General features: G+C 69.0%; 21 protein-coding genes. 2 read left to right on the plus strand and 19 right to left on the minus strand.

Annotation, left to right across the window (positions count from 1 at the left end; genetic code table 11):
• Window positions 1–90 precede the first annotated feature (90 nt).
• The 16 genes from ACIBLA_RS05210 to ACIBLA_RS05285 all read right to left on the minus strand — a co-directional run bounded on the left by ACIBLA_RS05210 (window position 91) and on the right by ACIBLA_RS05285 (window position 16,140).
• Window positions 91–849, minus strand: a complete 759-nt coding sequence (locus ACIBLA_RS05210) for a hypothetical protein (RefSeq protein ID WP_399197794.1) — start codon at window positions 847–849, stop codon at window positions 91–93.
• Window positions 850–895: 46 nt separating this feature from the next.
• Window positions 896–1,912 (minus strand): Gfo/Idh/MocA family oxidoreductase, encoded by a 1,017-nt coding sequence (locus tag ACIBLA_RS05215; RefSeq protein WP_363242974.1) that lies wholly within the window; start codon window positions 1,910–1,912, stop codon window positions 896–898.
• 3 nt (window positions 1,913–1,915) lie between these two features.
• Window positions 1,916–2,734: a sulfotransferase gene (locus ACIBLA_RS05220; protein ID WP_363242975.1), complete on the minus strand. Its 819-nt coding sequence runs from the start codon at window positions 2,732–2,734 to the stop codon at window positions 1,916–1,918.
• On the minus strand, window positions 2,731–3,579 hold the full coding sequence (locus ACIBLA_RS05225) for a methyltransferase domain-containing protein (protein ID WP_363242977.1): 849 nt from the start codon (window positions 3,577–3,579) through the stop codon (window positions 2,731–2,733). Before ACIBLA_RS05225 ends, ACIBLA_RS05220 begins: the two co-directional genes overlap by 4 nt.
• Window positions 3,576–4,511 (minus strand): aminotransferase class IV, encoded by a 936-nt coding sequence (locus ACIBLA_RS05230; RefSeq protein ID WP_363242978.1) that lies wholly within the window; start codon window positions 4,509–4,511, stop codon window positions 3,576–3,578. The genes ACIBLA_RS05225 and ACIBLA_RS05230 overlap by 4 nt, the downstream gene beginning before the upstream one ends.
• A 2-nt stretch (window positions 4,512–4,513) precedes the next feature.
• Entirely contained in the window at window positions 4,514–5,221 is a 708-nt protein-coding gene (locus ACIBLA_RS05235) for a transaldolase family protein (protein ID WP_363242979.1), read from the minus strand.
• A 57-nt stretch (window positions 5,222–5,278) separates the two neighbouring features.
• Window positions 5,279–6,256, minus strand: a complete 978-nt coding sequence (locus ACIBLA_RS05240; protein WP_399197795.1) for an NAD-dependent epimerase/dehydratase family protein — start codon at window positions 6,254–6,256, stop codon at window positions 5,279–5,281.
• A complete protein-coding gene (locus tag ACIBLA_RS05245; RefSeq protein WP_363242981.1) occupies window positions 6,253–8,001 on the minus strand; it encodes a glycosyltransferase in 1,749 nt (582 codons plus the stop codon). The genes ACIBLA_RS05240 and ACIBLA_RS05245 overlap by 4 nt, the downstream gene beginning before the upstream one ends.
• Before the next feature lie 2 nt (window positions 8,002–8,003).
• Entirely contained in the window at window positions 8,004–8,981 is a 978-nt protein-coding gene (locus ACIBLA_RS05250) for a class I SAM-dependent methyltransferase (protein WP_399197796.1), read from the minus strand.
• A gap of 161 nt (window positions 8,982–9,142) precedes the next feature.
• Window positions 9,143–9,895 carry an HAD family hydrolase gene (locus ACIBLA_RS05255; protein ID WP_363242983.1) on the minus strand — a complete coding sequence of 251 codons (753 nt, stop codon included), beginning with the start codon at window positions 9,893–9,895 and terminating at the stop codon, window positions 9,143–9,145.
• A gap of 12 nt (window positions 9,896–9,907) precedes the next feature.
• Window positions 9,908–11,152 carry an MFS transporter gene (locus ACIBLA_RS05260; RefSeq protein ID WP_399197797.1) on the minus strand — a complete coding sequence of 415 codons (1,245 nt, stop codon included), beginning with the start codon at window positions 11,150–11,152 and terminating at the stop codon, window positions 9,908–9,910.
• A gap of 97 nt (window positions 11,153–11,249) precedes the next feature.
• Window positions 11,250–13,283, minus strand: a complete 2,034-nt coding sequence (locus ACIBLA_RS05265) for a glycosyltransferase (protein ID WP_399197798.1) — start codon at window positions 13,281–13,283, stop codon at window positions 11,250–11,252.
• Complete coding sequence (locus ACIBLA_RS05270; RefSeq protein ID WP_363242986.1) at window positions 13,280–13,885, minus strand: HAD-IIIA family hydrolase; 606 nt, start codon at window positions 13,883–13,885, stop codon at window positions 13,280–13,282. Before ACIBLA_RS05270 ends, ACIBLA_RS05265 begins: the two co-directional genes overlap by 4 nt.
• Window positions 13,882–14,571: a sugar phosphate nucleotidyltransferase gene (locus tag ACIBLA_RS05275; protein ID WP_363242987.1), complete on the minus strand. Its 690-nt coding sequence runs from the start codon at window positions 14,569–14,571 to the stop codon at window positions 13,882–13,884. The genes ACIBLA_RS05270 and ACIBLA_RS05275 overlap by 4 nt, the downstream gene beginning before the upstream one ends.
• Window positions 14,564–15,193, minus strand: a complete 630-nt coding sequence (locus ACIBLA_RS05280) for an SIS domain-containing protein (protein WP_363242988.1) — start codon at window positions 15,191–15,193, stop codon at window positions 14,564–14,566. The genes ACIBLA_RS05275 and ACIBLA_RS05280 overlap by 8 nt, the downstream gene beginning before the upstream one ends.
• The gene (locus ACIBLA_RS05285; protein WP_363242989.1) at window positions 15,190–16,140 is read right to left on the minus strand and encodes a hypothetical protein; all 951 of its coding nucleotides are present in this window, start codon (window positions 16,138–16,140) and stop codon (window positions 15,190–15,192) included. The genes ACIBLA_RS05280 and ACIBLA_RS05285 overlap by 4 nt, the downstream gene beginning before the upstream one ends.
• 1,024 nt (window positions 16,141–17,164) lie before the next feature.
• On the opposite strand from ACIBLA_RS05285, the gene glf reads away from it, so the two are divergent.
• The gene (gene glf / locus ACIBLA_RS05290) at window positions 17,165–18,301 is read left to right on the plus strand and encodes a UDP-galactopyranose mutase (protein WP_363242990.1); all 1,137 of its coding nucleotides are present in this window, start codon (window positions 17,165–17,167) and stop codon (window positions 18,299–18,301) included.
• 136 nt (window positions 18,302–18,437) lie between these two features.
• Here glf and ACIBLA_RS05295 read toward each other — a convergent pair whose 3' ends face one another.
• Window positions 18,438–19,016 (minus strand): DUF4232 domain-containing protein, encoded by a 579-nt coding sequence (locus tag ACIBLA_RS05295; RefSeq protein ID WP_399197799.1) that lies wholly within the window; start codon window positions 19,014–19,016, stop codon window positions 18,438–18,440.
• Window positions 19,017–20,516: 1,500 nt separating this feature from the next.
• Between ACIBLA_RS05295 and ACIBLA_RS05300 the strand changes: the two genes are divergently transcribed.
• Window positions 20,517–20,687, plus strand: coding sequence for a hypothetical protein (locus tag ACIBLA_RS05300; RefSeq protein ID WP_399197800.1), 171 nt, complete (start codon window positions 20,517–20,519; stop codon window positions 20,685–20,687).
• A 548-nt stretch (window positions 20,688–21,235) separates the two neighbouring features.
• Here ACIBLA_RS05300 and ACIBLA_RS05305 read toward each other — a convergent pair.
• Together ACIBLA_RS05305 and ACIBLA_RS05310 are read right to left on the minus strand one after the other, a co-directional pair.
• Entirely contained in the window at window positions 21,236–21,793 is a 558-nt protein-coding gene (locus ACIBLA_RS05305; RefSeq protein WP_399197801.1) for a TetR/AcrR family transcriptional regulator, read from the minus strand.
• Window positions 21,794–21,817: 24 nt separating this feature from the next.
• On the minus strand, window positions 21,818–22,396 hold the full coding sequence (locus ACIBLA_RS05310) for a sugar O-acetyltransferase (RefSeq protein ID WP_399197802.1): 579 nt from the start codon (window positions 22,394–22,396) through the stop codon (window positions 21,818–21,820).
• Window positions 22,397–22,454: the final 58 nt, after the last annotated feature.

The raw sequence follows: 22,454 nt of genomic DNA on the forward strand, positions 1-22,454 counted from the left end.
AGACGGGCCGTGCGGGAGGGAGATCCCGGCCACGGGCGGAACGCGCGGGACGGGCCCGCCGGACCACCCCTGTGCCCACTGTTCGAGGTGTCACCCGGCGCTCAGGACCGAGGCCAGCAGAGCATCGGCAGAGCCGTCCTGCCCGGGAGACCAGCCGAGCGCCGCGGCGGTCCCGGAGGCCGCCGAGGCCAGCGGGGGAATCCGGACCGGCGCCTGCGGGCCGGCGAGCACCTGTGTTCCGGAAAGGGACGTCAGCCGCGCCAGGAACGCGGTGACCTGCGGACCCGCGCCGTCCGCCAGCAGCAGCGGCTCGCGGTGGTTGCTGCGCATCAGACGGTAGAGCCCCGCCGCGGCCTCTCCGGCACCGATCAGGGCGAAGTTGTGGGCCTGTGAGGCATCCAGCCGGACGGCCTCCCGCCGGGGCCCCCGGAGCAGTGTCCGCAGCAGGCCCGTCAGCCAGTCGCCGGGGCCCGGGGCGGCACTGTCCTTGGTGAGGTACGGCCTGGACGGCACGATGTGCCCGAGCACCGCCCGCCTGACTTCGGTGCCGGTGTCCGCGGCTCCGGAGAGAACCTCCTCGGCCTGAGCGGTGGCACGAGGTGAGGAGGTCGCCACCGTCATACGGCTGACACCGGTGCTCGCACCTGTGGTCAGTACCCAGGAGACGGCTGCGCCCACCAGGGCGGCGGAGGCACCGGGCTGATGCTCCGGCAGGCCGTTCTCCAGCACATAGCAGTGCTGTGCCCGGTGCACCACGGGATGCCGCAGATCATCGGGCCGGACCTGGCTCACCTGCATGCCCCGCTGCTGGAGCTGGTTGGTGAGGGCGTCGGAAAGCGGAGAGTGCATCGATATGACCAATGAGCGTTCCATGACCGGCCCGCTGCCTTTCGACTCAGCCGGCCGCAGTGCCGGGCATCGTTTCGTCGAGCCAGACCGCCGTTCGGTGCGCGGCGGCGGTGGACGAGCCGCCGGTGCCTGTGGTCAGCGCCGTGACCACGTGCCGCACGAATGGGCTGTAGACGTGTTCGGGGTCGGGCCTCGCATACCGGATCTGGCCCCCCGGTGTGTCGATGAGCACGAGATGGTCCAGGTAGAGCCGCAGCCGCATGCGTCCCTTCGTGCCGAGGATGTCCAGGCAGTCCTCGCGCACGCCGCTCGCGTACGACCAGGAGCCGGTGCCCGTCACGGTGCCGCCCACGGTGAAGGCCATGGACACGGAACGCTCCAGCCGGTGCGCGGGCCCGGACCCCGGCTCCAGCGCGTCGACCCGTTCCGCACGGTCGATGTGCCCTACGAGATGGTCGATCAGGTCCAGGGCGTGCCCGGCCATGTCGCGGAACAGCCCGCCGCCCGAGATCACGGGGTCGAGGCGCCAGTCCGTCGCAGCAGCCGGCCACTGCCGGTGCGCCGGCTGGCTGAAGCGGTAGCTCACCGAGGTCACCTCCCCGACGGCCCCCTCCCGCAGCAGCCGGTGGGCCAGCACGAAACGCGGCAGCTGGCGCCGGTAGTAGGGGACCCACACCGGCACACCCGAGCTGCTCGCCTCGGCATCGATCTCCGCCGCCTCGGCCGCCGTCCGCCCCATGGGGCGCTCGACGACCGCGGGGAGACCCGCGGAAATCACCTGCCGTGCGAAACGCAGGTGGGAGTCGGGGCGCGTCGCGATGTAGACGGCGTCCACCTGTGCGTCGCTCAGCATGTCGTCGAGGGACGGGTAGACGACATCGCCGCCGTGCCGGGTCACCCAGTCCGCGGCCCGGTCGGTCCGGCGCGCGTACACACCGCGGATGCGGCTGCTGGGGAAGTCCGCGAAAGCGGGACCGCTCTTCACCTCGGTGACGGCACCGCATCCGACGAAGCCCCAGTTGATCACCTTGGCCGGTCCGTACGGAACGGCAAAGGGGGGCACCGGTCAGTCCCCGTAGCCGCAGTCGCGATTGACCTGTCCTGCGACCTCTTCAAACATTTCCCTGTCTTCCGAAGACATCTGGCTCCTCCACTCGCGCAGGTCCGTTCTGATGGTTCCGTCCAGCCGGGGGTGTATGCGTTTCTCCCGCGGGCTCTCCCGGACGCGGTCGGCACTGGACGTGTACGCGGTCATGGCCGGCTCGAACGCCAGGCCAAGGAACTCGCAGGCCCTGCTGAGCGAGAGCCGCGGGTCCGCGACCAGTTCCTCGTAGTGCAGCTCGGCGTACCGGCGCGGGCCCAGGGCGCGCCCCGAGTCCCTTCCCGCCTGGACGTCGGTCCGCCAGCGCAGTGCCGCCGCCGCGACGGAATCCGGCCCGAAGGGGGCCTCCCGGAGTGAGCTCGCGCAGTTCCGGCCGTCGCGGATCAGATGGATGAACAGAGCGTCCGGCACCCGCTCGGCGATATCGGTCAGGTACCGCACGTAGGCGGGTGTCTTGTCGCCCGCCCGCTGCTTCCCCCGGGATTCGGCGTACGCGCTGAAGACCACGTCGACGATTTCCGGGTAGGTCTGCGGGTCCGCCCGGGTCAGCCGGCGCTTCAGCTCTTCCTCCTGAAGGCCCCAGCGCGCGAACCAGCGGTGCGCGACGAAACGGTCCAGGAACTCCGGCCAGGTGAGGCGCCGGTCCTGCCGGTCGGGGACGATCTCGATCAGACTGTGCGACTCATAGACCATCGCCACCTGACTGTGACTGTCGAGCATGCTGGAGAGCAGCGTCGTCCCGGAACGCTCCGCGCCCGCCACGACGATCAGGGGCCCCTTCATCCCGGCTCCCTGCCACGAGCGGCCTCCGGTGCCTCCTGCGTCTCCGGTGCCTCCTGCGCCTCGTCATCGACGCCGGCAACGACGACCAGCCGCGCACTGGCGTCGGTCAGCCGCTCTCCGTCCCCGTCGAAAGCCGCGACGCGGCGGAAACCCGCGGCCGTCAGCTCGGAGCGCAGCTCGGCGTAGCTGTACCTGCGGGTGCTGAACTCCAGCCACCGGTGTGTGCTGCCGCGCACCACGAGCCGCCTGGTGTGCTGACGTGCCGTCAGAGGGTCGTAGGTGTTCCAGTCCCAGATGAAGTCCTCGGACCGGCGGATCAGGTCGTGGTCCTGCATCCGGGTGCCGCTCCGGTCCCAGTTCCGCACGTCCAACACGAACTGCCCGCCCGGCCTGAGGGCAGCCGCCGCGTTGGCGAGCACCCGCCGGTTCTCCTCGTCACTGAAGTATCCGAACGCGCTGAAGAAGCAGATGACGAGATCGAACTGGCCACGGCCGTACGGCTCCCGCATGTCCTGGTGGAGATACGTGACGCGCCCGCCGGGGTTGTTCTCCTCCTCCGCGGTCCGCAGAAACGTCTCCGACAGGTCCACGCCCGTCACGTCATGGCCCCGGCGGGCGAACTCGCCGGAGAGCCGGCCGTGACCGCACGCCAGGTCGAGCACCCGGAGCCGGCCGGCTCTCGGGGGAGGGGAGAGCAGCGACAGGATCAGATCGGCATCCTGCCCGGCCCGGTCCCCGTCCAGCAGCGGGGTGTAGAAGTACAGGTAGTCCGAGTCGAACCACTCCGAGAGAGCGGACCGGTCCGGGACCTTCCCGCCCCGGACGGCCGGGCCCCCGGAGCTCACAGCACCGGTCCCTCGGTCAGCCAGCCGAGCTTCTGCCGTGCTCCCGACCGGCATTCCTCCAGATACCGTCGCTGCACGGCCAGGGTGGTCGGCCCCGGTACGGAGCTGCCGACGGCCAGCCCGTCGATCTGCCGGACCGGGGTGAGTTCGCACAGCGTGCCGGTCAGGAACACCTCGTCCGCGATCAGCAGCTCGGTGCGGTCGACGCTGCGCTCGGTGACCGTCACGCCGAGATCGTCCACAAGTAGCCGTATGACGCTCTCCCGGGTGATGCTTTCGAGGATCGAGTCACCGATCGGCGGCGTGAACACCTGGCCGTCCCTGACGACGAAGACCGAGGCACCGCCGGTCTCCGCCACCTGGCCACGGCTGTTCAGCATGATCGCCTCGTCCGCTCCGCGCTCGCTCGCCTCCATCCGGGCGAGACGGAAGGCGTGGTAATTCGCTGCGGTCTTCGCCCGCGGCGGTATGACGGAGTCCGCGGCCCGCTGCCACGAGCTGACGGTGCAGGTGACGCCCGTGTCGATGGAGTCCTCCCGGGGGGCGGGGAAGACCGGCATGAAGGAGCCCAGGCGCATCCGGGACGCCTCACGGGAGTAGCCGCCGCGCTCAAGGTAGACGGTCGGGCGGAGATAGATGTCCTCCCGGTAGGCCAGGGCGGCGATGAGTCCCTCGACCGCCCGCCGGAACTCCTCGCCGAAATCCTCGACCGGCAGTCCGAGGAGCCGGGCCGACTGCTGCAACCGCCTCATGTGCTTGTCGAAGTGCACCAGATAGTGCCGTTGCTCCTCGGCCACCCAGTAACCCCGGATGCCCTCGAACACGCTGGCCGCGCGGAGCACAGGATCGGTCCAGACATGGAGCGTGGCCTGTTCCCAGTCCGTCACTTTGCCGTTGAACCAAATCTTGGCCGGCGTGGAAAGTGCAGACATTGTTATCCCCTTCCGTAGTTCGCTGAAGCGGCCATTCCCCAGGGGTCGTCCCCGTAACGGGACCGGCCGTCCGTCAGGAACTGCTGCGCGGTGGCACGGCTGTAGCGGTGGTCCATAAGCTTTTCGAGAATCGACGGCGGAACGGTCACGACGTGCGCTCCGGCGAGGGCGGCGCGCTGGAAGTCCCCAGGGCTGCGCAGGCTGCCGGCGATGATGCGGCTCGGCAGCCCCCATGTGTCCAGCCACCCCTTGCAGCCGGATATCACCTCCTCCGCCTTTCCTCCTTCGTCTTCTATCCGTCCGACGAAGAGGCTGGTGTAGCGAGCACCGGCGCGCGCCGCAAGCGCGAACTGCCCGAACGACATCAGCGCCGTGCAGTTGACATGAATTCCCTGGGAAGTCAGTTTGCTGATCGCGCCGAGATAGCTCTGTCCGTCCGGTCCGATCAAGGGCACCTTGACCACGATATTGGGTGCCAGATTCGCTATGAACGCCGCCTGCTCGACGACCTCGCCGGGGTCCACTGCGACGACTTCGACGGACACAGGTTTCTCGCTGCACACCTTGGCGATCTCCGCCACGCCGTCCACGAGATGGGTCCAGCTTCCGTCGCGCAGCAGTGTCGGATTGGTCGTCACCCCGTCGATGACCCCTGCCGCCAGCCAGTTCTGCACGACCGCGGGGTCACCGCAGTCCAGGAATATCTCCATGCGTCTCTTTCCTTTGTCGAAAGCGCCTCTCCGGGACGAGTTCTCCTCCCCGTGCGCTCAGCTGCTTCCCCCTTGCTCAAGCAGTCGGCGCGTCGCCACCCGTACCGCCTGTTCAGGGCTGTGCCGCGGTCGCCATCCGAGAGCCAGCAGCTTCGTGATGTCCAGGTCGATGACCGGCTGGTCACCGACCCACGAAGTACCGTCTCCCGCCGGCCTCACCGGCACGCCGACGAGGCCCATCTCGGACGTGACCAGTTCCGCGATCTGGAGGACCGACAGCGTGCCCCCAGCGGCGACGTTGTAGACCTCGCATCCGGCCCGGCCGGCCCGGTGCTGCGAGAGCAGCCACGAGGCGTCGACGCAGTCGTCGACGAGTACGTAGCTCTTTCGCTGCTGCCCAGAGCCCAGGACCGTCAGTTCCGCGTCATTCTCCCGCAGCTTTGCGATGAAGTCGTGCAGAATCCCGCGGCGCATGGAGCCGCCGAGCAGGTTCCCGAAGCGGAGTATCACGGCAGAAAGGCCGAAGCAATGGCAGTAGGCGGATATCAGCGCCTCGCAGCCGACTTTTGCAGCCCCGTAGAGAGAAACAGGAAGGAAAGGGCCATCGACCTCGCTTCGGCGATGCGGCTCCTCGATGCCGTAGACCGCACTCGACGAAGGGAAGACCAGCCTCGTTCCTTTGCTTTTCCGCATGGCTTCGAGGATCTGCTGGGTCGGGGCCAGGCCGTGCCGGACGTCCAGTGCCGTCTGCGTGGCCCCTGCCGGGATGTCGGCGTTCGCCGCGAAGTGCCAGACCACGTCGGTTCCGGTGGGGAAGTGCCGGGCGACCGATGAGGCATCGCCGACATCGATCTGCTCGTAGTGCAGCTGGGCAGCGGGCAGGTCATGCAGCCGCGACGCCTCCTCCCAGGGGACGACGTCCCAGGCGAGGACAGAATATTCCTCCGCCACCAGCCGTTTCACCAAATGGCTGGCGAAAAAACCGCCGGCCCCCGTCACCAGATGAGTGGACTTCTTCCCGCGGTCCGCCGTCATAGACTCGGAACACCTTTCTCGTCGCGACCCAGATGGCCAAGATAAAGAGCTGCCAGGGTGGGCGGATCGGTTATTTCCTCACGCCGGGCCGCCCGCATGACATCCTGGTAGGACATGACGACCGTCTCCATGCCGGCCTCGCTGCTCTCGGTCTCCGGCACATCGCGGTCCCGTGCGGCGATGTGGACGACCGTGAAATGCTGTTCGGCCCAGTCGGCGGCCTCGTAGAAAGGCGTGGTGGTCTCCCCGGCCACCTCACCCAGGAAACCGGTTTCCTCCCTCAGCTCACGGAGCGCCGCCTCGGACGCCGACTCGCCCGGCTCCAGTCCGCCCTGCGGCAGTTCGAGCTGCCATTGCCGCGCCGCGTACCGGTACTGACGGACCAGCACCACGTCCCCCTGCCGGGTGACCGGCAGCGCCACGACGAAATCACCCCGGGACACCACGGTGAAACCGCTGCGGGCCCCCGCTGCATCGACGATGACGTCCTCATGCACACGCATCCACGGTGTCCGGTGGACCCGCCTCCTGGACACCGCACGCTTGGGTGCCGTGCGCGGTGCGGGCGGCGGGGCGACGGCGGCCGGCTCCGCGGGCCCCGCCAGCTCCTCGTACACCTTCACCGTCTGGTCGATCATGCGGTCGAGGGTGTACTTCCGCAGATACGTCCGGCGGCCGGCGCCGGCGACCCGGCTCGCCAGTCCGCTGTCCCGCAGCAGCGCCAACGCCCCGCCTGCCAGGGCTCCGGGGTCACGCGGGGGCACCAGAATCCCGTTGTCGCCGTCCATGATCTCGGTCACCCCGCTGACCCGGGTGCTGAGCACCGGGCGTCCGGCGGCCATGGCCTCCAGCACGACCAGGCCGAGACCCTCCTCGTGCGAGGGCACCACGACCAGGTCACCGGCGGCGTAGACGCCCGGCATACGGTCCAGGACGACGTCGGTACGCACCTGGACGGCCTCTTCCAGGTCGGCGGAGGCGATCTCCTCCTTCATCCGGGCCAGATACTCACCGGACGCTGAGTGCACCGAACCCACGAAGAGCGCTCTGGCCCGCGGCAGTTCCCGGTGCACCGTCCGGAAGGCTTCGAGGAGGTCCAGCTGCCCCTTGCGCTCCTTGAACCTGCCGGGAACCAGTACGACCTGGTGCTCCGGCAGATAGCCGAGTTCGCGCCTGGTCCGGTCGCGGAGAGCAGCCGCGCGGGTGTCGGGCACGCCGTGCGGTACCAGCCTGACCGCTTCCTCCGGTGCCCCGGCCAGGTACGCCCGGTCCCGGTAGTGCGCGCTCCCGGCGATGAGGAGGTCGAACAGCCCCTGCCCGTAGGCGAACCGGCTTCTGCCCGTGGTGAGGATTCCGTCCAGCGGCACCATCTCGTGATAGGTGGCGACGACCGGTGTGTTCGTCGGGCCGGCCAGCATCCGGGCGAGTACGGCGGTCTCGAAACTGTTCGCGTGAATGACGTCCCATTCCTGGCCGGAAAGGGCCGCCACCAGCTCGGGCAGCACGCCGAACATGGCCTCCTCCCAGGCCACCAGGGAGACATCGCGCACCCGGTCGCGCCACCCCGGCAGCCTCACGACGTCCACCCCGCGCGACTCCGTACGGCCGGTGCTCCCGTAGGAACCGTCGGTGACCACCCTCACGTCGTGGGACTTGGCGGCGAGTCCCTCGGCCAGCAACTGCGCGTACGTCTCGGCGCCCCCGATCGCCGGCGGGTAGGCGGAGGTGAGAAGGGCGACTCGCACGGTCAGCCCTCCCCACGGGCGTGCCGAAGCTCCTGGCGCCAGGACTCGGAGAAAAGATTCAGCCGGACCATGAGACGGTCGTACGTCCCGGGATGGTCGATGGCCAGCCGGACCAGCCAGGACTGCAACGCCTCGACGTCCTCCCACGGCGGCGGCTGGCTCTCCGGAGGCAGTTCCGCACGCAGCCTGCGGATGTCCTCAGCGCCGAGCAACGGCGCACCCGGCTCCGCCCGTTCCTTGTGCCCGGCCTTCCACCTGCGGCGCCTGAGCTGGCGGAGCGGCGTTCCTTCGACCGCCGCCTTGCGCGGTTCCGGCCCTTTGACCGCCACCACGTACAGCGTGTACGAGCCGTCGTCGCTGCGCCCGGGGGCGTCGAGCGCCGCGTCCCAGCCGCGGCTTCGTACGCCGGTGAACCCGGACTCCGTGAGGTGCCGCTCCAGCGTGTCGAAGTCGTAGGCGAAGAGGTGTTCGCCTTCCTGCCTGAACTGGTAGTTGATCTGCTCGCACGGCGTCACCGCCCAGTCGGGGAACAGCCAGTACGGTCCGAACAGTGCGCTGAGTTCCCCTGACGCGTAGGCCCGCATGGCCGCTCCGGCGTCGGGCACTCCCAGATGGAGTTCGCCGCCGGGTTCCAGCACCCGCCAGATCTCCCGGAGCAGCCGTGACCCGTCCCCCGGGTAGTCGAAATGTTCAAGCACGTGCTCGCAGTGCACGAGGGAGAAAGTTCGGGCAGGGATCGGCAGGGGCTTCCTGAGGTCCAGGGAAACGTCCTCCCGGCGTCCCAGATCGATGTTGAGCCAGCCTTTCTTCGGCAGACTGCCGCAGCCCAGACTGAGCTGGCGCGGCCAGGCACCCTGTTTGCGCGCGCACTTGCGCCTGCCGCGGCTGTCCAGCCTGGCTATGCCTATCTCCTCGCCCAGGTTGTGCACCGCCACGCGGGCCGGTGCCCCGGCAGGCAGCAGTCTTGTGACGCCAGCCACACTCTTCGCGAGAAGGACGTACCCTGCTTCCGTCAAGGCGTTGATGCCAGTCTCCTTACGTCGGACGGACGAGACAATTCCCACCGGCCTGGCTCAGGCCCCGCACCGTTCCGGCACCAAGGAGCTGTTCCGCCGCCCTCGCCGCCAGGTCCGGGCGGTCGTCACTCCCGTCGCCGGCGGGAGGGAGCCGTGCCGGTGTCATCGGGGGGACCGTCCGCATCACCTGGCGGCGGGACGACCGCCACGGAAGCCGCCACGACCTCGTCGAGGAACGCGCCGACCGAGGTGAAACGCGCGAGGCCGGACCCTTCCCAGAGGCCGTACGGATCGAACAGCGCGCTCCAGCGGCACCCCGCGTCCAGCGCCCCCCTGGCGTCGAACAGGAGGTCCGACAGGTAGACGCAGCGGTGAAGGGGGACGCCCAGGAGCCCGGCGGCGTGCCGGTAGATCTGCGGGGAGGGCTTGTCGAAGGGGACGAGCGCGGAATCCACGACCGTGTCGAACAGGTCCGCCAGCCCCAGACGAACCAGCCGTTCGGGCAGCAGCCCGTCGGACTGGCTGACGATCCCCGTCTGCCAGCCCTGACGGCGGACGCCGGCCAGCGAACTGCGGACGTCGTCCTCGACATGGCACCAGATACGGTCGCCCATCGCCTTGTCCCGTTCGACGGCGCCGTGGACCCCCAGGACCAGGCTCTCGTCGAGCTCCAGCGAGGCCGCCCAGAGCTTCGCCCACTCGACGGGGTCGGTGACGCCCAGGCGATAGGCCACGCGGTCGGTGACGGCGTAGGACCGCGCCGCCACATCGGGGGCGAGGGGCACGCCGGCCAGTTCCTCGAAGACCTCCGACAGGCCGGTACCGAGGGGTCTGATCAGGACGCCGCCGGCGTCGAAAAGAAGGGTGGGCAGGCTCATGAACGCGTCACCTCAGTTCGGGAGATTCGTCGACGGCTGCTCGGGTCCGGGCGTCTGCACGTCCTTCGGACCGCCGGCGGCGGCCCGCTGTCTGATCCCCAGCCAGACGACGGTCGAGGCCATGACGGCCAGCAGGATCGGCAACAGGTGGAAGGCGTCGAGCAGGGAATCGCGGCCGATCAGACCGACGAGCACCGGGGCCACGGTGAAGGTCACATAGCCCGAGGCGGTCAGCCGGGCGATCGCCCGCTCCCGGGCCCGGGGGCGGGAGCGGCCGAGCAGCGAATAGGCGATCGGCACGGCGGGCGACATTCCCACACCGATCATCAGCATGCCCACGGCGACCGACCAGGAGCTGCCGTCGGTGATCAGTACGAGCAGCCCCGCCAGGGCCAGGAACTCGCCCGCCAGGAGCGTCTTCCAGTCTCCGACTCTGCGCAGCACCGGCCCGGAGACAGCTCTGCCTGCCGTGGCGGCGAGGTGCAGCATGATGAGGCCCAGGGCACTCTGTCCTGCCCCCTGGAACGGCAGCTGCTGGATGAAGAGGGCCGAGAAGCCTTCCAGCGTCGAGTCCAGCATGAATCCGCCGCAGACGACGGTGAAGGCCATGACCGTGACCGGGACGGCGATACGGCGGTGTGAGGTGTCCTCCCACTCCGGGTGGATCTCCGCGGCACCGCTGCCGGACGGGGCGTGCCGCAGGTGGCCGGGAAGACACAGCGCGGCAAGTGCTCCGGCGACGCAGCCGGCTCCCGCGACCGACAGCGCAGGCCCGAAGTCCGCGTGCCCCCCGACCAGGTACGTGCCCAGCACGCCGAGTGCGGCGGCGAAGCTGAACGCCGTGTGGAAACGCGGCAGCAGCCGCCTGCCGGTGCGGTTCTCCTGCTCGCTGCCCTCGGCGTTCGCCGCCGCGTCGAAGAGCCCGAGGCCGGCCCCGGTGACGGCGGCGCCCGCCGTAAACAGCAGGGGAGTGGCCAGCCACGGCAGCGCCAGATAACCGAGCCCGCTCAGCACGGCCGCTGCCGCGAGGACCCGGCGCGGCGCGAACCTCAGGGTGAGACGCCGCAGCGTCAGCGAACCCACGATGCTCCCCGCGGCCATGACCGCGAGCACGAGACCCAGCCGGCTCACCGACAGGTCCCGTCCTGAGACGATCGCCGGCACCGAGGCGGCCCAGGCCCCGGTCTGGTAGCCCATCGTCGCGAAGACACAGACGAGGAGGCCCGTGGCGTGCGGGCGGCGGTACTTCCTGGTCACCGGGGTTCCTCCCTTCGGGCTCCGTATTCTCTTCCGGCTGCGCTGCCGTACCGTGATCGCATTCCGTGCACCGGCTTTCTCGTGCACCGGCGGGTTTTCACCTCCGGAAGAACTCGGCCAGCCGCTCCGCATGCGCGTCGAAAGAGAGAGTGCGCCGGACGCCGCGCATGTTCCCGGTCGCCGCCGCCAGCAGATCCTGGTCCTGCAAAATACGACCCACGTCCGACAGGTCCTCGAACTCGATACCTGTCCCCAGCGCGCGCGTCACCGAGTGCAAGGACGTACGTGCCTTCCCCGCAGCGGGCAGGAGCAGCGGAAGACCTGCCGCCGCGTAGGTTCCCAGCCGTGAGGGCAGATTGAGATCGGGCCAGGAAGCGGCCCGGATGTCTCCGCCGTTGCGCGGCGGCAGATTGTGCGTCCAGGCCGCGTCGTACTGTGACAGTTCGGGTACCCAGTCAGGCGCGTACACGGTGTGATGAAGGTGCAGGTAGCCGCTGCTTCCGTGCCTGGCGACCCACGGATACTCGGCCCGGAAAAAATCTCCGTAGAGATGTACGTGCACCTTCTGTTCGATCAGCTTTCCGAAGTCGTCGATCCCCTCCGGCCTTCCCACGCACACGGTATGGATCTCACCGTCGCCGTGCCGCCTCGGCTCGGCCCACTCGTCCGTCATCCAGTGAGCCCGTGGAAGGTCTCCATCCAGAATGATGTACGGTTTCCCGGCGACCGCCTCCGGAGTGTTCTCGGTGAACCACTCCCGGTTCTCCTCGCTGATGAAAATGTGCCCGTGGCTGCGTTTGAAGATGTCGATGAGCTTGGGCCACAGGCCGTTCTTCAGGCAGTGAAAAGGGGATTCCTTGAAGTGGAAGAACAAGGGCACATCGAGACCCATAGTCGCCACTTCGTGAATCAGCGAGATCGCATGGTAGTTCAGCAGGGCGTAGATCACGTCAGGCTGTACCCGGCGGATCTCCGCTGCCAGTTCCGCACGGTTCTCCGAGTACCGCACATTTCTCACGGGCGCGGTGACGGTCGTGTCCCAGACATCAGGATTTTGCAGCCAGAGGCCGTGGAGTTCGTGTCCCTGCTCGTGGAGCGCCCGCACACGGTCGGCGTTGAAGCCCAGCGTGCCGACGATCAGGATGCGCAGACCGCTCCCCTCCGCCGCGCCGGCCGGCCCGCGCGGTGCCGCCGGGGCAGGCGAGGCCCTCTCGTCCTTCACGATGCCACGGGCGGGGCGCCAGTTGAGAGGCTCGTCTGCCGGCACCCCGTAGTACGTCCGGTAGGCGGACATGCCCCGGCCTGAGTTCAGGCAGGACCACGGATTGACGTGCCGGTCCGTGTGGGTCTCCCCGATGATCTTGTGTCGCTGGTCCGGGTGGTCCACCCACTCACAGGTGTAGCTCCCCGTCCAGGCGAACTCCGCACCGTGCGCCAGCAGACCGCGCCAGTGGCCGGCCTCGATCGTGTCGGAGACGATCTCGCTCCGGAGCGGCCAGCGCACCTCGCGTTCCAGCTCGCGCCGGTGCATCACCTGGACGAGAGCGAGCACGTTGTGCCCGTGCGGCCCGCCAGGGTCGCCGGCCGTGTGCCCTTCGAGGGCAGCCGCCTCGCGCCCCGCCGCGCCGTCACCGGCCAGCGTGGCGCCGCGCCAGGTCTGCCACCGGTGATTGGTGTGCACACCGCCGTAGGCGAGGTAGACGGACGGCCGGGTATCGAGGGCCTCGACCAGCTGCCGCAGGTGGCCGGGGAAGTAGACGTCGTCGGACGGCAGGTAGCACAGGTAGTCCCCGCGGGCCCTGCTGGTCCCGTACTCCAGTGCGTGGCCGAGGCCGCGGTTGCGGCTCAGGCGGTGGTAGCTGATCCGCGGATCAGCTTCCTCGCCCCCCTCGTCCGCATACCTGGAGACGATCTCCCCGGTGCTGTCCGGTGACCCGTCGTCGATGACGATGAGTTCCCAGTCCTGGAATTCCTGCCGGCGCAGACTCCCGATGGCGCGCCTGATGCCCCACGCCTGCCGGTAGGTCGGCATCAGCACCGAAACCTTGGGACGGGCGTGCCCCGCCGAAGCATGGGTCTCCGGCTGCGCCTGGGGCTGGGCCGGAGCCGTGGAAGTGGAGCGTTCGTTCATGGACGATTCCCTTCAGACGGGCGGCGTTCCACACCGCTTCCGGGGGGAAGCCGCCGTCCGGACGTCCGGAGCAGCCGTGCCACCTCGTGAAGGCCGCCGGCTTCCAGGTCGGCAAAGGGGCTCGGCTGCCGTTGGCGCCCACTGGTCAGGTGGACCGTGGTCCCGCATCCGGCACGCCTGGCTGCCGCCATGTCCGTGTCGTGGTCGCCCACCATCCAGGTGCGCGCCGGAGGGACCCCGGCGGTCCGCGCCGCGCTGAGGAGCAGGCCCGGCGCGGGTTTCCGGCACGCGCAGCCGTCCTGGGGCAGATGGGGACAGACATGGAAGGTCACGTCGTGGTGATTCTCCGAGGCCGCCAAGGCCGCTATCCGGCTGTTGGTCCGGTGGACGAAATCCCAGCCGACCAGGCCGCGGCCGAGCGGAGACTGGTTCGTCACGACCGCCACCGGACACCCGAGGAGTGCCGTGGCGCGGAACAGCTCGGTGAACCCAGGGCAGAAGACGACGTCGGCAGCCGAAAGAATGTAGGGCTCGACGTGCTCCAGCAGCACGCCGTCCCGGTCGACAAGGAGGAGTTCGGGGAGCGCCGGCGTGGTGGTCATCCGGCCGCCCGCAGCCACGCCTCGCAGCGTGCCAGGTGTCCGGGGTCTCCGATGTGGGGGGAGGGCTCGGGCCAGCGGAGCGCTCTGAGCCGGCCGGAGGCGATCAGTGACCGGAAGAACGGCTCCTCGTCCGTGCGTCGCTGTGACGGCAGTCCGCGCAGGCAGTCGGCCTCGACGGCGGTCATACCGATGTCCACGAAGGGCAGCCCGGCAGCGCCGCTCTTGTCGTAACGGGTCACCACGTCCGCTTCGATCCCGATGTTGTTCTCCCCCGCCGCGGTGGTGACGAGCATCGTGGCGCCCGCCCGGTGCTCCCGGTGCAGGTCCCACAGATCATGCAGAGCGGGCAGCGGCAGCACATCGCCGTAGAGGATCACGAACCGCTGCGGGAGCTGCGGCAGTGCGAGCCGTACCGCTCCCACCGTGCCGAGCGGAGCGGACTCGGCCGTATGGCTGACGGTCATGCCGGGCGGGCTGCACGCGTCGAGGGCCGAGAGGATGTCGCGGGCGCCGTACCCCAGACACAAGTGGGTCCTGGCGACCCCCAGTTCGCCGAGCAGCCGGAGCTGCCAGTACAGGAACGGTTTCCCCAGCACGGGAGCGAGGCTTTTCGGCAGGTCGTGGGTCACCGCGGACAGCCGGGTCCCCAGGCCCCCGGCCGGGATGACGACAACGGGGTCAGACATGTGTCTCCGGGTGCGCTTCGTCCGGACCCGCGGCCAGCGCCTGCCGGGTGCAGGCACACAGCAGATGGAACAGCGAGACGTGAAGACTCTCCGTGACCGGCGTGATCAAGTGATCCGGGACCTGGGGCACCACCACCGTCACATCGCAGACGTCGAGGAAACGGCCCCCGCCGTCGCCGGCGAATCCGATCGTCCCCGCGCCCCGGCTCCTGGCCAGTTGCAGCGCCCGTAGCAGGTTGTCCGACCAGCCGCCCGCCCCACCGTGCACGGAGAACGCGACGACCACGTCATATGGTTCCAGATAGGGCGCGAGGATGTTCTCGTAAACGCTTCCCCACTCCTCGTCGTTCGTCCAGGCCGTCAGGGAGGAGACGTTCCCCGTGAGGTCGAGAGAGCGGAACCCCCTCCTGCCCCCGGTCGCGAACTTCCCCAGATCCGCGGCGAAGTGCGCGGCCGTCGAGGCCGACCCGCCGTTCCCAACGGTGTACACCGTGGATTTCCGGTGGTAAGCGTCGAGCAGCATCCCGACCACCTGCTCGATCTTCGTGGTGTCGGTCTCCGTGAGCGCCCTGGCCGACTCCCGTACGTACTGGTCGATCAGACCTGCTGTCGCGTTGGTCATGGACCCGCCACTCCTTCCGGGACAATTCCTCTGTCGTCCACACCCACGTGCATCTCCGGGAGTCCGTGACGCCCGGTCAGTACGGCGGACACGTCATCCATGACCGTGTCGGGGCCCGCGACCATGAGCCAGCCGCCACCCCCCGCCCCGACGACCTTGGCTCCGGTGGCCCCCGCCCTCAGGGCGTCTTCGACGACGCCCGCCAGCCCTGTCCAGCCCGCGTCCGGATTCATCGCGCTCTTGCGTTCCCAGCGCTGCCGCAGGATCTCTCCGAAGCGGGCTCCGTCCATCGACAGCAGCGCCTCGGCCGCGTCAGCGGTGTCGGCCAGACCACGGGCCGTGCCACGGTCGCGCATGCCGCGTACGAAGGTGTCCAACTGCCCGGCGGCGGTCCTGCTGCGGCCCGAGGCGAAGAGCCGGACCGAGCGCCCGAGCATGGCGGCCACAGCACCGGCCAGGTCCTCTTCTCTCGTGACGCTCAGCCGGCCCCGTCGGTCGGCGGTCATCCTGGTCACGGACCCGAAGGCGGACGCCGTCTGGTCCTGGAAGCCGACACGCTCCCCCAGGCGCCGCCGCTCCCAGTCGTAGGCGCGCAGTGCAAGGCTCAGCGGGTCGAGGTGCGCGGGCCGCACCCCGCGGAAGAGGTCGCACGCCGCCAGCAGCGCCACCGTCAGCGCACCGCTCCCGCCCAGCCCGGAACCGGGGGCCACCGGACTGCGGACACCGACGGACACGGGCAGGTCGATGTGCTCGCGGAGAAGGGCGACGCGCGGATCGGCAGGGCCGTCCGGGCGCTGAGCGGGCCGCACGACGACCTCGATCCGCCGGTCGATCGCGACCGCCAGCACATCCGCACTGTGTTCCAGGTAGTACTCCGGAAGGTCGCAGCCACCGCCTCCCAGGGAAAGACGCAGAGGCGCGCTGACAACGACAGGTTCGACAGACATACGCCTCCTCGGGCTTTCGTCTGCTCGTTGGATGTGTCTTCGCCGTCCGGCCCGAAGCTGTGCGGCCCGGAGCTGTCCGGCCGAGGCCGTCCGACGCGAAGTGCGTGGCGGCAGCATCGGGCCACCGGGCATGTGCGGAAAAAGGGTGGGGGAGGTGGGGGAGGAAGTCGCGGGGCCGGCCCGGTAATGCGGTAGCGGGCAGCCGGAAAGCCGACAAGGAATAGGCCCGCCGAAAAGCTGAACAGGCGGGCTTCGTCGTCCGTAGGGGGTAGCTGCAATTGGCAACTGGATCAACACTGGAGTGACAGTACCCATCGCGGCACCGATCGGGTAAAGGTTGTTACCAGCCACCCTGTCGGGCCGGGTTTCCGCCTCGGCTGCCTCCCGCGTCTTGAGAAGACGCAGTTCAGCATTGCGGGAGGAGATCCAAACCATACGGCTGAAAAAGAGGGTGGACCCGTGAAAATGCGGGTGCTCTCGGGCTGATCACAGCGGTCGAGGGGATATGTACAAGGCGCTGGAGCTCTGGTAAGCGCGGCCGGCCATAAAGCGAATCGGCGGACTGATGGCGTTCGGGCGGTGCGGGCCGTCCGGGCCGACCGGGCCGTCCGGGTCACGCGGCGGACGCGGAAAGCGATCCTTCGTCACTGCGGAGTGGTGTCCCGGCGCAGTTGCCGGGGGTGAACCGGGCTCGCCGGCGCAGCTCCGTCATTGGGTCGCCGTGTGGGTGTGCCGTATGGGTGCGCTCTTGCACGGATCGGCTTTGCAAGGTTCACTTCCTGCTGCGAACACTTCCGTGCCATTTCCGACGCCTCCCGGCGGCTGCTTTCGGTGTGGCTCCGCGGGCCCGAGCGGGTGTCACCGAATGGTGGCGGATATGTGTTTCGGCCGTGTGTCTGCCGTGCCGGTGACCGAGAGCCCCGCATCGATTCCGTTCCGCGCCTCCGTAGGCAGCGTTCTTCCCTACCGCTCCGGCCTGACTCGGGTCACAAAGGAGCTCGGGTCATGAAGGAGAGTGACCGTCATGGACATTCTGGTCGTCGGCTCCGGGCTCTTCGGGCTGACCATCGCCGAACGGTGCGCTTCCCGGCTGGGACTGCGCGTCGGCATCATGGAGCGTCGGCCCCATGTCGGAGGAAACGCTTACAGTGAAGAAGAGGAGACGACGGGCATAGAGGTCCATCGTTACGGCTCGCACCTCTTCCACACTTCGAACGAGCGCGTATGGGAATACGTGAACAAGTTCACCGCATTCACCGACTACCAGCACCGCGTCTTCACCGTTCACGACGGGCGGATCTACTCCCTGCCCATAAATCTGGGCACCATGTGCAGCTACTTCGGCCGTGCGCTCTCCCCGGACGAGGCCCGTGCGCTGATCCGGCAGCAGGCCGCCGAGGAGGAGGCCGATACCGCCACCCTGGAAGGCAGGGCGGTCACCGCCGTCGGGCGCCCTCTCTACGAAGCCTTCATCCGCGGTTACACGAGGAAGCAGTGGCAGACCGATCCACGCGAGCTCCCTGCCGAGGTGATCGGACGGCTTCCCGTGCGCTACACCTTCGACAACAGGTACTTCTCCGACGTCCACGAAGGGCTTCCGGCCGGAGGCTACGCGCGCTGGCTGCGGAAGATGGCCGAGCACCCCAACATAGAAGTACACCTCGGGGTGGACTTCTTCGAGCATCGTCACGAGGTACCCCGGGGCATCCCGGTGGTCTATACCGGCCCCCTGGACGAATACTTCGGTCACACGGCGGGAGAACTCGGCTGGCGCACCCTGGACTTCGAGACCGAGGTCCGGCCCACGGGTGACTACCAAGGGGCCGCGGTGATCAACTACGCGGACGGGGACGTCCCCTTCACCCGGATACACGAGTTCCGTCATCTGCATCCCGAGCGGGACCACTATCCCACCGACAGAACCGTGATCATGCGCGAATTTTCACGGTTCGCCGACCGCCGGGACGAACCGTACTACCCCGTCAACTCGGCGAAGGACCGGGAGACACTCAGCCGGTACAGAAAGCTCGCACGTGCCGAACCGGGAGTATTCTTCGGTGGCCGGCTCGGCACGTATCAGTATCTCGACATGCATATGGCCGTCGCCTCGGCGCTCGGCATGTTCGACAACCGTCTGCTGCCCTATTTCCTCAGCAGGTGACCGCCCTGCGGGCCTCACCTGTCCCGGGTGCCGGTTTCCGCGCCGACCAGTACTCCGGGGCCGCGCGGGGCCCCGGCGGCGGCCCGCCCGCCCCGCCTCGCGGGAACAGGGCCGGGCCGCTCCGCCGGCCGGCTGCTTACTTGGCGCCGGCGCCGATGGGGTCTACGGTGACGCCGCTGACGGCCGGGTCGGGGGCGGGAAGTTTGAGGTCCACGGACAGGGTCCTGGGCTCGGTCTGTTCGGGCAGGGTGCTGGTCATGCGGGTGATGTCCAGGCCGCTGCCGCCGGTGTTGTTGACCGGGGTGTGGACGGCGAACTGGGTCTTCTCGCCGTTCTGCAGGGCGACGCCCGGAGTGCCCAGGTCGCTGCGCTCGGCAGTGACGCCGCCGGGGCCGCCGTCGGCCTTGAGGACCACCTCGGGGAAGCCCTTGAGGGAGCACGCCTCGCCCTTGTTCTGGAGGCTGACGATCAGGTCGCCCTCGGCCGCGCCGTCGTTGACGTGGTAGACGAGGTTCTCCCGGTCACAGGGGCCGGTGGTGACCTCCCCGCCCCCGCCGCCCCGGTCGTGCTGGCCGAGGCCGGCTTCTCGTCGCTGGTCGCGGCCATGTTCTCGGTCTCCTCCGACCCGCCGCCCGCGCTCTTCCCGGTGGCGGATGAGGACACGGACGAGCCGGAGTCGTCCGTGCCGGAGGCGGAGGACCCGCTGCTCTGGCACGCGGTGAGCGAGAGTCCCGCGGCGAGAGCGACGGCCGCGAGCGTGATCCTCTGGGTGCGCTTCATTGTCTTCCTCCTCGGTCGGTGTCGCTTGCCCCGGTGAGCGGGCGTTACTGATCACAAGGACCCCTCCCGGCCCGCGAACCGTTCCGCCCCACCGTCCCCTCGAACACAGCTGTGACACACGAAAACGTGCCCCCCATGCCTCCGCCGCTACCGCCGGTACGGGCGGAGGCATGGGGGCCGGAGGGCGTTCGGAGCCGGGGATTTCGGGCCCGCAAGGCGGTACAGGGCCCGTCGCGGCGGCGGTTCCGGGTGATGCGGGGGCGAGTTCCGCGCCCCGGGCCGGTACGTTCCACTGCCGTCAGCCCCTGCGACCGATCTGTTACCGACCGGCCATTGACCTCAACGCGGGGCGGCAGACGGGCGGATGGGCAGGCCCACGAACGAGCGGACGGGCGGACGGCGCCCGTCCAACCCCGCCCGCGCACCACCCCACCTGCGCGGGGAGCACGGCCCGGAGCCCCCTCGGCCACGTCGCCTGTTCGTGGTCCCCGCGCAGGCGGGTGTGAGTCGTCCACCTACCCAGGGTGGCTGCCATCCGCGCCAGCCGAGAGCACCGCCCATTGCCGCAGAGGAACAAGGCCGTCTTCAGCGCAGAGCCCCGGCCCCGCCGCGCTGCCTTACGAGTAGAACCGAAAGGCGTCCGTCAGCCGTAGGAACTCTCTGGGACTTTTCTGGGACTTCCGGCTTCATCCACCGGCACGAGCATGAAACAACGGAAAGACCATTTAGGCAGGTCAGCGGCCAGAGACCCCTCATCGTGGCAGGTCACCGCGCTGGCTGGTCTCTTCCGCGACATCTGATCAGCCGGGTTCGGCAGCTCTACGCTTCAGCGTCAACTGCCTTTGCCAACCTGTCGGCAGTTGCCACTTCGAAAGGACCTGACCTGCCCAACAAATCGACTGACACCCCATCAGAACGAGCGTCATTTGAGCGTCACGAGCGTCGTGATATCGCCCGTAACGCCCACACCGCACATAATGCGCGCTCACAAAACCCCAGTTCAGGAGGACTTCGCGATGGGCTCCAGGATCGCCACGCACTCCACATGGTGCGTCATCGCAATCATGTGGGCTTGGGATCGAGTGGGAAAACCTGCAGTTCAGGCGGGGTTTTCCGGCTCACTGTTGATCTTCCGGGGCGGCCGGAGCGTCATATGAGCGTCGCGGCCAACAGAAACCCCTGGCATGAGCCTCGCCTCGACCAAGGCCGTGCTCACGGCACGAGGCTTCCTCCACGCGCCTTCAGGAAATGGTCCAGGGGCCTTGCTCCCGGGACACCGACACGGGCCACGCATCGACTGACAGCCTAGTTGACGGAGTCGCACGGCGAGCAGAACCTGACGCGGTGGGGGCCACGCCCTCGGCCTGGTATGCGCCGCGGCGAACAGCTGCGGCGACGCGCACTGTGAGCCCGTCACCCATCACACTGCTCCCCGATGCCGGACTCCACAATCGGCGACGACTGGAAAACGTACGCGGACTACCTCTCCGACCGCGCCGGCCTTCTGCTGGGCGAAGACGCCTGGGGCGCGATCGCCGGGCGGCTCGGACGGCGAAGCAACCGTTCCGACTTCGTCGAACGCTTCTGGTGGGGTGAGTCGGCATAGAACTCCGGTCGTCGGCAAGCGAGGGCCGCCCCAGGCAAGGACTCCACAAGATGTTGCAGCGGCAGCGCGATCACGTCGGCCCGGCCTCGCGGGACGCGGAAGCCGCGAGTCCCGATACTCCCCGACAGCACCCCCGCTCGGGCACGAGACATGGGCGCAGGCCGTTGATCCTGGTCCTCGGCACCGGTGCGGACCAAGTGAACTCTCGCGGCTGGGCCGCCAAAAGGCCCAACCTCCTCAACGTCGCAGTCACCCGCGCACGCCGCCGACTGATCGTGATCGGGGACTTCGACGCCTGGTCGCGACACCGCTACTTCAGAGACCTGGCCGAGCACGACGAGCTCCGCAGATGGACACCCGGGCACTGAGCTTCTGCCCTAAGGGGTATCGGTCGCCCCGTACCCCATCGAATTGCCGCTCGCCGACGGCGAGGCCCAACGGCTCATGGAGGCCGACTGGCAGGTCGTGCGCGCCCTCGGTCACACGCCGACATCGAGGCCGGCAGGTCACGGTCAGGTGGGTGTCGGCCGGTGGCCCTGGTGCGCGTGTCAGGAATGCGCGTTGTGGCCCTGTGTGATGCGCGTGATCGCCTCGACGGTCAGGGCCCGGTCGTGGGGCTCGGTCTCCAGGGCACGGTGGATGGACAAGCCCTCGATCATCGCGTCGAGCTGGCGGGCGGTCGCCGGGTCGAAGTGCCGCTCCAGGGCCGCTCGGCTGCGGCGCATCCACGCGCGGGTCAGTTCGCGGTAGGCGGGCTTGCGGGCGGCGAGCGTGTACAGCTCGTGGGTGAGGACGAGTTCGCGCTGACTGCCGGCGGACAGACGGTGCACCAGATCGGCGACGGCCTCCCGGGCCTCGTCGCGAGTCGAGGCGGCGCCGAGGCGTTCCTCGAAGACGGCGACGATGCCGTCGGCGAAGCGCGTGAACGCCTCCCGCAGCAACTCGTCGATGCCCGCGAAGTGGTACGTCATCGAGCCGAGCGGCACCCCGGCACGGGCGGCGACCTTGCGGTGCGAGGTCCCGGCGACGCCCTCCTCGGCGATCAGGTCGAGCGCGGCGGCGATGATGCGCTCGCGCCGCTCGGGGTCGTTCTGTCCGGTCGCCACGGTGCCTCCTTCTGTGGGGAGTTGCTAGATCGAGCGGGTCACCCGGGCGGGGTTGCCGACGGCGACCACGTTGGCGGGGATGTCCTTGGTGACGACGGCTCCGGCGCCGATGACGCTGTTGTCCCCGATGGTCACGCCGGCCAGCACGATCGCGCCGCCACCCAGCCAGACATTGTCGCCGATCGTGATCGGCCGGGCCGCCTCCAGCTTGTCGCGGCGCGGCCCGGGCTCCACCGGGTGCGTGGGGGTGAGCAGTTGGACGTTCGGCCCGATCTGGCAGTCGCGGCCGATGGTGATGGGGGCCACGTCCAGGGCGGTGAGGTTGTAGTTGATGAACGTGTCCTCGCCGACCGTGAGGTACGAGCCGTAGTCCACGTACAGCGGCGGCCTGATGTGGGCGCCGGCGCCGAGTTCCCCGAGGAGTTCGGCGACGAGGGGCTGCGCGGCGTCGGGGTCCTCGGCGTAGGCCGCCAGGTAGCGGGCGGCGAGGCGCACGGCCCGCCGCTGCGCCTCGGCGATGGCCGGGTCGTCGGCGATGTAGAGGTCACCGGCGAGCATCCGCTGATGGTTCGTACGGGGGTCTCCCGCGAAGTAGTCCGTCATGAGTACGATCGTACACTCTAAGTGTACGGTCGTACGCTCCTCGCGTTTTCCCGTTTTC

The organism is Streptomyces sp. NPDC050433 (assembly GCF_044458565.1).
Taxonomy (GTDB): domain Bacteria; phylum Actinomycetota; class Actinomycetes; order Streptomycetales; family Streptomycetaceae; genus Streptomyces.

Bases quoted from the DNA above. Each gene is read 5' to 3' on its own strand.
- glf (WP_363242990.1), top strand. From the start codon at position 17,165: ATGGACATTCTGGTCGTCGGCTCCGGGCTCTTCGGGCTGACCATCGCC.
- ACIBLA_RS05300 (WP_399197800.1), top strand. From the start codon at position 20,517: ATGCCGGACTCCACAATCGGCGACGACTGGAAAACGTACGCGGACTAC.
- ACIBLA_RS05235 (WP_363242979.1), bottom strand. From the start codon at position 5,221: ATGGAGATATTCCTGGACTGCGGTGACCCCGCGGTCGTGCAGAACTGG.
- ACIBLA_RS05275 (WP_363242987.1), bottom strand. From the start codon at position 14,571: ATGTCTGACCCCGTTGTCGTCATCCCGGCCGGGGGCCTGGGGACCCGG.
- ACIBLA_RS05285 (WP_363242989.1), bottom strand. From the start codon at position 16,140: ATGTCTGTCGAACCTGTCGTTGTCAGCGCGCCTCTGCGTCTTTCCCTG.
- ACIBLA_RS05240 (WP_399197795.1), bottom strand. From the start codon at position 6,256: ATGACGGCGGACCGCGGGAAGAAGTCCACTCATCTGGTGACGGGGGCC.
- ACIBLA_RS05220 (WP_363242975.1), bottom strand. From the start codon at position 2,734: ATGAAGGGGCCCCTGATCGTCGTGGCGGGCGCGGAGCGTTCCGGGACG.
- ACIBLA_RS05280 (WP_363242988.1), bottom strand. From the start codon at position 15,193: ATGACCAACGCGACAGCAGGTCTGATCGACCAGTACGTACGGGAGTCG.
- ACIBLA_RS05270 (WP_363242986.1), bottom strand. From the start codon at position 13,885: ATGACCACCACGCCGGCGCTCCCCGAACTCCTCCTTGTCGACCGGGAC.
- ACIBLA_RS05310 (WP_399197802.1), bottom strand. From the start codon at position 22,396: ATGACGGACTACTTCGCGGGAGACCCCCGTACGAACCATCAGCGGATG.
- ACIBLA_RS05230 (WP_363242978.1), bottom strand. From the start codon at position 4,511: ATGTCTGCACTTTCCACGCCGGCCAAGATTTGGTTCAACGGCAAAGTG.
- ACIBLA_RS05265 (WP_399197798.1), bottom strand. From the start codon at position 13,283: ATGAACGAACGCTCCACTTCCACGGCTCCGGCCCAGCCCCAGGCGCAG.
- ACIBLA_RS05255 (WP_363242983.1), bottom strand. From the start codon at position 9,895: ATGAGCCTGCCCACCCTTCTTTTCGACGCCGGCGGCGTCCTGATCAGA.
- ACIBLA_RS05210 (WP_399197794.1), bottom strand. From the start codon at position 849: ATGCACTCTCCGCTTTCCGACGCCCTCACCAACCAGCTCCAGCAGCGG.